General features: G+C 73.7%; 8 protein-coding genes. 2 read left to right on the top strand and 6 right to left on the bottom strand.

Features of this window, described 5'->3' with window-relative positions:
- Both E1281_RS34085 and E1281_RS34080 read right to left on the bottom strand, forming a co-directional pair.
- A partial coding sequence (locus tag E1281_RS34085; protein ID WP_131883832.1) for a histidine kinase occupies positions 1 to 1,224 on the bottom strand: 1,224 nt, incomplete at its 3' end.
- Between the two features lie 103 nt (positions 1,225 to 1,327).
- Positions 1,328 to 1,951 carry a sulfite oxidase-like oxidoreductase gene (locus E1281_RS34080; RefSeq protein ID WP_131883831.1) on the bottom strand — a complete coding sequence of 208 codons (624 nt, stop codon included), beginning with the start codon at positions 1,949 to 1,951 and terminating at the stop codon, positions 1,328 to 1,330.
- Between the two features lie 267 nt (positions 1,952 to 2,218).
- Here E1281_RS34080 and aroF point away from each other — a divergent pair, with 267 nt between their 5' ends.
- Complete coding sequence (aroF, locus tag E1281_RS34075; protein ID WP_131883830.1) at positions 2,219 to 3,262, top strand: 3-deoxy-7-phosphoheptulonate synthase; 1,044 nt, start codon at positions 2,219 to 2,221, stop codon at positions 3,260 to 3,262.
- Positions 3,263 to 3,355: 93 nt separating this feature from the next.
- Positions 3,356 to 4,231: a DUF5954 family protein gene (locus tag E1281_RS34070; protein WP_131883829.1), complete on the top strand. Its 876-nt coding sequence runs from the start codon at positions 3,356 to 3,358 to the stop codon at positions 4,229 to 4,231.
- A gap of 16 nt (positions 4,232 to 4,247) precedes the next feature.
- Here E1281_RS34070 and thiI read toward each other — a convergent pair whose 3' ends face one another.
- The 4 genes from thiI to E1281_RS34050 all read right to left on the bottom strand — a co-directional run bounded on the left by thiI (position 4,248) and on the right by E1281_RS34050 (position 8,079).
- Positions 4,248 to 5,477 (bottom strand): tRNA uracil 4-sulfurtransferase ThiI, encoded by a 1,230-nt coding sequence (gene thiI / locus E1281_RS34065; protein ID WP_131883828.1) that lies wholly within the window; start codon positions 5,475 to 5,477, stop codon positions 4,248 to 4,250.
- Positions 5,478 to 5,608: 131 nt separating this feature from the next.
- The gene (locus E1281_RS34060; RefSeq protein ID WP_131883827.1) at positions 5,609 to 6,634 is read right to left on the bottom strand and encodes a 6-phosphofructokinase; all 1,026 of its coding nucleotides are present in this window, start codon (positions 6,632 to 6,634) and stop codon (positions 5,609 to 5,611) included.
- Between the two features lie 168 nt (positions 6,635 to 6,802).
- Positions 6,803 to 7,258 carry a hypothetical protein gene (locus E1281_RS34055; protein ID WP_131883826.1) on the bottom strand — a complete coding sequence of 152 codons (456 nt, stop codon included), beginning with the start codon at positions 7,256 to 7,258 and terminating at the stop codon, positions 6,803 to 6,805.
- Positions 7,255 to 8,079, bottom strand: a complete 825-nt coding sequence (locus E1281_RS34050; protein WP_207943660.1) for a DUF692 domain-containing protein — start codon at positions 8,077 to 8,079, stop codon at positions 7,255 to 7,257. The genes E1281_RS34055 and E1281_RS34050 overlap by 4 nt, the downstream gene beginning before the upstream one ends.
- Positions 8,080 to 8,107: the final 28 nt, after the last annotated feature.

The raw sequence follows: 8,107 nt of genomic DNA, 5'->3' as shown, positions 1-8,107 counted from the left end.
GTTCCGCCCCCCGCAGGCCGCCACGCTGCCCCAGCCGGTCGGGCCGGGCCGACCCAGCGGGGCCGAGAGGATCTCCTGGAGCCGCTCGGGGTCCATGCCGACGCCGTCGTCCTCGACACTGATCGCGGCCTCGGCGCCCGAGTCCCGCGCGACGATCGAGATGTGGAACGCCTCCGCCGCACCCGCCATGCCGTGCCGGACGGCGTTCTCGACGAGCGGCTGCAGCGCCAGGAACGGCACCGCGACCGGCAGCACCTCCGGCGCGACGTCGACCCGGCACCTCAGCCGGTCCCCGAACCGGGCCCGTTCCAGGAGCAGATAGCGGTCGACGGAGCGCAGTTCGTCGGCGAGGGTCGTGAAGTCGCGCGGGTTGCGGAACGAGTAGCGGGCGAAGTCGGCGAAGTCCAGCAGCAGCTCGCGGGCGCGGTCGGGGTCGGTGCGGACGAAGGAGGCGATCGTCGTCAGCGAGTTGTAGACGAAATGGGGCGAGATCTGGGCGCGCAGCGCCCGCGTCTCGGCCTCGGCCAGGCGGATGCGGACGGTGTCGAGCCCGGCCAGCTCCAGCTGCCCGGTGACCAGCCGGGCCGCCTCGCCGACCGCCCTCACCCGCGCCGCCGACGGCTGCCTCCAGTACGCGGTGAGCGTCCCCCTGACGCTTCCCTCGACGGTGAGGGGGGCGATCACCGCCGTCCGGACTCCGCACAGCGGGTCGTCGCAGGCGAGGGATCCGGGGGCCAGCACCCGCGGCCGCCCGGAGGCCAGCACCGGCAGGGCGTGCCGGACGGCGTCCGCCGTGTGGACGCCGCGTCCCGCGCCGTCCCACGCCAGCAGCCGCGGCGCGTCCCGGACCGGCTCGGGGGCGCCGCCCTCCGGGCCGGCCTCGCCACCACTGAAGTCGTGAGGGCCGGACCCATCACCACCGGCCTCTTCACCACCGGCGGGCGGCACCCCGACGAACGCGACGGCCTCGGCGCCCAGCAGCGCCCTGAGCCGCCGCGCCGCCGTGCGCGCCGCCTCCTCGGTCAGCCCGCCGCGCAGCGGCGGGTACGCCCGCGCGATCGTGTGCAGGGCCGCGAGCACCGCCTTCTCGGCCGGCTCGGCGGGCGCGCGGCGCCGGACGGGCAGCAGCCGGCGCGCCCAGGCTCCCGTGGCGGCACAGGCTCCCGTGGCGGCACCGGCGGCCGTGGCACACGCCACGATGTCCGCGACGGACGGTAGGACCATGACAACTTACGGTAACGCCTGACTTCCGTGCGGGTCGGTGAGTTGGCCATTTACGGAGCCCTGGCATGGCCACACACGGCCACCGTGCCCGCCGGCGCCGGTCTCACAGGGGCGGGGCTTCGCCCTCGTCCTCCTGATAGGAGTACCGCTGCTCCCGCCACGGATCGGCGACGTTGTGGTAGCCGCGCTCCTCCCAGAAGCCGCGGCGGTCCTTCACCAGGTACTCCACCCCCCGCACCCACTTCACGCTCTTCCACGCGTACAGGTGCGGGACCACGATGCGCAGGGGGAAGCCGTGGTCGGGCGTGAGCCGCTCGCCGTCGCGGTGGGTGGCGAACATCGTCCCTTCGGTGAGGAAGTCGCTCATCCGTATGTTGGCGCTGTACCCGTACTCGGCCCAGACCATCACGTGCGTGACGTCCGGTGCGGGCGGCGCCAGCTCCACGATCGCCGTGCCGGGGACGCCCTCCCACTCGTTGTCCGGGATGGTGAACTTGGTGACGCAGTGGAAGTCGGTGACCGCGCGGGCCCTCGGCAGCGCCTCGAACTCGTCCCAGGTCCAGCGGTGCTGCTCTCCCGACTCCGTCTCGCCGAAGATCCGGAAATCCCAGTCCTTGGGACGGAACTTCGGGACCGGGCCGTAGTGGAGGACGGGCCAGCCCCGGGGGACGTACTGGCCGGGCGGCAGTTCGCGCGGCGGCGGTGCCGGCTGTTCGGGGTGGGTCATGACGCGGCCATCCTGCCATCCGGGGTGAGCTGAGCCATATTCGGGGTCGCGCGGGCAGCCCACCGGGAAAGTCGGCTACTCTGAGCACCATGCGCAACGTCGTCTATTTCTTTTGGTTCGACCAGCCCGGGCGGCTGGTCTGCCACGCGATGCGCTGACAGACCACGAGACGAGAGCCCCGGGCCGGTCGGCCCGGGGCTTTCGCCGTTCCAGGGGCGGGCCGCGGGGCCACCGGGAGCCCGGGCGTACAGGAGAGGCAGCACACCAATGGTCGTCGTCATGGCCCAGGAGGCCAGCGCAGCGGATATCAAGGCCGTCGTCTCACTTGTCGAGACGGCGGGAGGAGACGCGTTCGTCAGCCGCGGCGTGGAACGGACCATCGTCGGGCTCGTCGGCGACGTCCAGCAGTTCGGCTCGCTGAACCTGCGCGGCATGCGCGGAGTCACCGACGTCATCCGCATCTCGGCGCCCTACAAGCTGGTGAGCCGTGAGAACCACGCCGAGCGCTCGATCGTGCGCGTCGGCGGCGTGCCGGTCGGCCCCGGCACCATGACGCTGATCGCCGGCCCGTGCGCGGTGGAGACACCCGAGCAGACGCTCGGCGCCGCCCAGATGGCGCAGGCCGCGGGGGCGACGCTGCTGCGCGGCGGCGCGTTCAAGCCGCGGACCTCGCCGTACGCGTTCCAGGGCCTCGGCGAGGCCGGCCTGCGCATCCTCGCGGACGTGCGGGAGGAGACGGGCATGCCGATCGTCACCGAGGTGGTGGACGCCGGCGACGTCGACCTCGTCGCCTCCTACGCGGACATGCTGCAGATCGGCACCCGCAACGCGCAGAACTTCTCCCTCCTGCAGGCCGCGGGCGAGGCCGGCAAGCCGGTGATGCTCAAGCGCGGCATGAACGGGACGATCGAGGAGTGGCTGATGGCGGCCGAGTACGTCGCCCAGCGCGGCAACCTCGACATCGTGCTGTGCGAGCGCGGCATCCGCACGTTCGAGACGGCCACCCGCAACACCCTCGACATCTCGGCGGTCCCGGTGGCGCAGCGCCTGTCGCACCTGCCCGTCATCGTGGACCCGTCGCACTCGGGCGGCAGCCGCGACCTCGTCCTGCCGCTGACCCGCGCCGCGATCGCGGCCGGCGCCGACGGTGTGATCATCGACGTGCACCCGCACCCGGAGACCGCGCTCTGCGACGGCCCGCAGGCCCTCGTGGACGGCGACCTCCGCGAACTGGCCAAGCTCGTCCGCGACCTGCCGCCCCTGGTCGGCCGCACCCTGTCCACGGCGGGGCCCTTGCCGGTCGGGCCCTGAAGGCTGGTGGAGTCGTGAGGGTGAGCATTCCGGCGCGTAACAAATTGGTCTGAACCATTGGCCGCGCCGGGTGCGGCGAGGATGATGTCCGGCATGACGATGGGCGATGGCGGAGGGCGGCTGTTCCCGGAGGATCTGGACGGCGTCGACCCCGTCGCCGCGGTGATGCTGGCGGACGCGTGCCGCGCCATCTCCGCCTATCCGGAGCTCGTGGCCGTGGGCGCGCTGTTCACGGCCGCCGAGCACGTCCGGGGCGGGTGGCGCGTCGTCTGCCCGTGCGACCCGCTGCCGCAGGGTGCGCGCGAGCTCCTCGCCGTCCACCTGGGGGACCTGGCCGCGTCGGCGGAGCCGGCGGAGGCGCGGGAGCTGCGCGCCTCCGCCCGGACACTGCAGGAGGGACCCGCCGACGCGGTGGCCGCGGGCGGGCGCCGGTTCCGGATCGTGCGGATCGAGCAGCTCGTCCGCACCGGTCCCGACGGGCCCGAGCCGCCGCGCCCGACGGACCTGGACGCGCGTCCCGGCCACGGCCACGAGCTGCTGCCCGAGGACGGCCCCGCGTCCGATCTCGCGAACGCCGAGTTGCTGTGCCAGGTGCTGGACGCGGCCGCCGCCAGCGGGAGCGAGCCGTCGGGCGCGTTCCTCACGCCGGTCGCGCTGGCGCCCGCGTTCACGGTCGCCGAGCGCAGCGAGCGGCGCTGGCGCCCGGTCGGGCGGCTGCACGACGCCCCGCGGCATGCCCGCGACGCGCTGGTGACCTACTTCCGGCACGTGGTGCCGGCGGTGGAGAGCCCCGGCGACGCGGACGCGGCCCAGTTCGCCGAGGCCGCGGAGCTGATGGAGGACGAGACGCGCCGCAACGGCATCGCGGTCGCCGGCCGGCGGTTCCGCATCGTCCGCGTGGAGCGGATCACGCTGATGGGGCCCGACGGCCCCGAGCCGCCGCGCCCGACCGATTTCGACGCGCGCTGAGCCGGAGCGCGCCGGGTCAGGCCGTGTCGGCGTAGGCGGGGCGGTGCTCCTGGACCGAGTCGGCGAGCTGGTCGGCGAGTTCCCCGACGTCGAGGCGCTTCTCGATCTGGCGCAGGTCGTCGATCTTCGCCCTGGTCTCGGCGCGGCGGGGCGCCAGCATGGTGCAGCAGTCCTCGTCGGGCAGCTCGGAGATCGTCAGGGTGCGGATGCGGCGCGCCTGGTCCATGATCTCGCTCTTGTCCATGCCGACGAGCGGGCGCAGGATCGGCAGCTCGACGGCGTCGTCCAGCGCGGTGATGTTGGCCAGCGTCTGGCTGGACACCTGGCCGAGGGCGTCGCCGGTGATCAGCGCGGTGTCGCGCCGCCGGCGGGCGAGGACCTCGCCGGTGCGCAGCATCAGCCGGCGCTGCGCGATCACCGCGAGCCGGTCGGCGCCCGACGACTTGATCTGCTGCTGCGCCTTGCCGAACGGGACGACGAACAGCCGCGAGCCGCCCTGGAACTTGTCCAGCTCGCGGACCAGCGCGTACGCCTTGTAGATCGATTCCGGGCCGGTGAACGGCATGCCGGAGAAGTGCAGGTAGTCGACGCGGAGCCCGCGGCGCATCATCCGGTACGCGGCGACGGGCGAGTCGATGCCGCCCGACATCAGCACGAGCGCGCGGCCGCTCATCCCGACGGGCAGGCCGCCCTGGCCGGGCAGTCCGCCGGAGTACACGAACACCTCGTCGCGGTCGACCTCGATCGACAGCGTGTGCGCGGGGTCCTTCAGCCTGACGGGCTGCCCGTACCGGGCGGCGACGAGGGCGCCGACGTGCCGGTCGAGCTCGGTGGAGGTCATCGGGAACCGCTTGTCGCGGCGGCGGGACCGGACGGCGAACGTGCCGGTCCGGCCGTCCATGAGTTCGAGCGCGGCGCGTTCGACGCTGGCGAGGTCCTTGCCGACCCGCCAGGCGCGGTGCGCCCACACGATGCCCATGACGTCGGTGATGCGCTGGGCCACCCGCTCCATGGTGGCCAGGTCCGCGTCGTGTTTGCGGACGATGAACACGCCGTGCCTGCGGACGACGTCCACCCGGGCGATCGGCCGGACGGCGGTGCGGACGTTGTCGGCGAGGCGGCGTTCGAACTGCTCGCGGTTCTTGCCCTTGAGCACGACCTCGCCCAGTTTGAGCAGCACGCACGGCTCACCGTCGACCGGCGACTGCTCCCGGACGTCCGCCGGAGCGGGGTCGAGCGTGGTCATGCGGATCCTCCTGGCGGGAACAGGTGAACGAGGGTGCCACCAGTGTGGCCCAGAGTAGGCGACACCGCGAACGCATAGTGCTCGGACCATCCCCGCGTGCACGGGAGCGCAGCTCCCGCCAGGAGCCCTGATCAGCCGAAGAAGACCTCGGCCTCGGAGTAGCGCTCCAGCGGGACGGTCTTCAGCTCCCTGGTCGCCTCGTCGAGGCCGACCCGGGTGATGCCGGTGCCCTGAAGCGCCACCATTTTACCGTAGTCGCCGTCGTGGACCGCGTCGATCGCCTGGAGCCCGAACCGGGTCGCGAGGACGCGGTCGAACGCCGTGGGGGTGCCGCCGCGCTGGATGTGCCCGAGCACGGTCGCGCGGGCCTCCTTGCCGGTGCGCTTCTCGATCTCGTCGGCGAGCCGCTGCCCGATGCCGCCGAGCCGGACGTGCCCGAACGCGTCGCGCTCCCCGGTCTGCAGCTGCATCTGCCCGTCGACCGGGTGGGCGCCCTCGGACACCACGATGATCGGCGCGTACCGGGTCTTGAACCGGCTCTCGACGTACTCGACGACCTTGTCGATGTCGAAGGGCCGCTCGGGGATGAGGATGACGTTGGCGCCGGCGGCCATGCCGACGTGCAGCGCGATCCACCCCGCGTGGCGCCCCATGACCTCGCAGATCAGCGCGCGGTGGTGGCTCTCGGCGGTGGTGTGCAGCCGGTCGACCGCCTCCATGCCGATGTTCACCGCGGTGTCGAACCCGAAGGTGTAGTCGGTCGCGTTGAGGTCGTTGTCGATCGTCTTCGGGACGCCGACGACGTTCACGCCGCCGGCGTACAGCTCGCGCGCCACGCCGAGGGTGTCCTCGCCGCCGATGGCGATCAGCGCGTCCACGCCGAGGCCGGCCAGGTTGTCCTTGATGCGCTCGACGCCGCCCTCGACTTTGATCGGGTTGGTCCGTGACGAGCCCAGGATCGTCCCGCCGCGCGGCAGGATCCCGCGCACCGCGTTCACGTCGAGGGCCACGGTGTCGCCTTCGAGGGGCCCGCGCCAGCCGGCGCGGAAGCCCACGAACTCGTAGCCGAAGACCTGGACGCCCTTGCGCACGACCGCGCGGATCACCGCGTTCAGCCCGGGGCAGTCACCGCCTCCGGTCAGCACTCCTACGCGCATGCCGTCTCCTTCTCCCGCCACCGGGCTCCTCCCTCGATTCCCATGCCAGACTAGCCGTCCGGATGCGGCCGGCCGGGGCGGCCGGCCGACGCCCCGGAGCGCCGCCCATTGGTCTAGACCATAGCCCCTGCCGGGGGTGCCCGGCACGTTATCGGGCCGGTCGGCGGATCAGCGCGGCCGATCGCGGCGGAACACGCGGGTCCGCCCGCCCAGCCGCACCGCGGCTCCCCCCGGCACCCGCCGCACGGCCGCGCGGCGGGGCCGCGGCGGAGAATCTCCGGCATGGGCCCAACGGACCTCGGCGAGCGCCAGTTCCGTCACCGCCTCCCCGGTGAGGCCGTCCCTGTGCGCACGCGCGAAGTCCCAGCCGTCCCGGAACGCTCCGCGCGTCGGGCGTCCGGCCGCCCACCGGGTGAACGCCGGCCTCCATGACGCGCCGAACGAGGCGGCCAGCGCCGGCCACGCGCGGGCCGCCTCGCCCGCTCGTTTGAGCAGGATGCCGTGCGCCGCGGCCCGCACCGCCGCGGCGTCGAAGCCGCCGGGCACCGGCCCGTCCGCCGTCATCGCCCTGACGAGCGCCTCCTGCCGCGCGGCCAGCTCCGCGTCCCAGACCTCCCGGCTCATGTGACCGCGGGGAGGCCGGAGGCGGCGGCGATGGCGTCCAGCTCGGACCGGAGTTCCGCCGCGGGCGGGTAGCGGCCGTCGCGTTCGAGCAGGAGGCCGGGCGGCCGGTGCCGGGCGCACAGCTCCCCGACCAGCTTCAGGACCTCCGGCGGGACGGGGGCGGCGTGCGTGTCGTGGTAGCGGCCGCCCTCCTCGGCCCCGCCCGCGACATGGCAGTACGCGACGCGTTCGAGAGGCAGGCGGTCGAGCAGGTCGAGCGGGTCCTCACCGCGGTTGCGGGCGTTGGCGTACACGTTGGCGACGTCCAGCAGGAGAAGCGCGCCCGTGCGTTCCAGCAGCTCGGTCAGGAATCCGGCCTCGGTGTACTCGTCGTCCGGCCAGTCGAAGAGCGTGGCGATGGGCTCGACGGCCAGCGGCACCGGCAGCTCCGCCTGGGTGCGGCGGATGTTGGCCGTGAGGACGTCCAGCGCGGCGCGGGTGCGCGGCACCGGCAGCAGGTGCCCGGCCTCGATCCCCCCGGCCCGGACGAACGCGACGTGCTCGCTCACCAGCGGCGCCCCGAGCGCCTCGGCGCAGGCCGCCAGATGGCCGACCCGCCCGGCGTCCACCGGCTCGGCGCCGCCCAGCGAGAGCTTCACCCCGTGCGGGACGATCGCCGCCCCGCGCTCGCGCAGCTCCATCAGTTCCGGCGCGGGACGGCCCGGATGGACGGATTCGGCGACCACCTCCGTGAAACGTAGGCCGGGAAGCGCGCCGACGAACCCGGCGATCTCGGGACGCCAGCCGATGCCCACGCCCAGCCGCGGAAGCACCGTGTCCATGTCAGCCACCCCCTCCGCAGCCGCCCCC

Origin of the sequence: Actinomadura sp. KC345 (assembly GCF_004348515.1) — a bacterium.
Lineage (GTDB): Bacteria > Actinomycetota > Actinomycetes > Streptosporangiales > Streptosporangiaceae > Spirillospora.
The sequence above is the reverse complement of the archived record's forward strand: the minus strand, read 5'-3'. Positions and strand labels throughout refer to the sequence as shown.

What these genes read in the sequence shown, in the direction of transcription:
- E1281_RS34055 (WP_131883826.1), bottom strand. Translation starts at nt 7,258, where the DNA reads ATGAGCCGGGAGGTCTGGGACGCGGAGCTGGCCGCGCGGCAGGAGGCG.
- E1281_RS34050 (WP_207943660.1), bottom strand. Translation starts at nt 8,079, where the DNA reads ATGGACACGGTGCTTCCGCGGCTGGGCGTGGGCATCGGCTGGCGTCCC.
- E1281_RS34060 (WP_131883827.1), bottom strand. Translation starts at nt 6,634, where the DNA reads ATGCGCGTAGGAGTGCTGACCGGAGGCGGTGACTGCCCCGGGCTGAAC.
- thiI (WP_131883828.1), bottom strand. Translation starts at nt 5,477, where the DNA reads ATGACCACGCTCGACCCCGCTCCGGCGGACGTCCGGGAGCAGTCGCCG.
- aroF (WP_131883830.1), top strand. Translation starts at nt 2,219, where the DNA reads ATGGTCGTCGTCATGGCCCAGGAGGCCAGCGCAGCGGATATCAAGGCC.
- E1281_RS34070 (WP_131883829.1), top strand. Translation starts at nt 3,356, where the DNA reads ATGACGATGGGCGATGGCGGAGGGCGGCTGTTCCCGGAGGATCTGGAC.
- E1281_RS34080 (WP_131883831.1), bottom strand. Translation starts at nt 1,951, where the DNA reads ATGACCCACCCCGAACAGCCGGCACCGCCGCCGCGCGAACTGCCGCCC.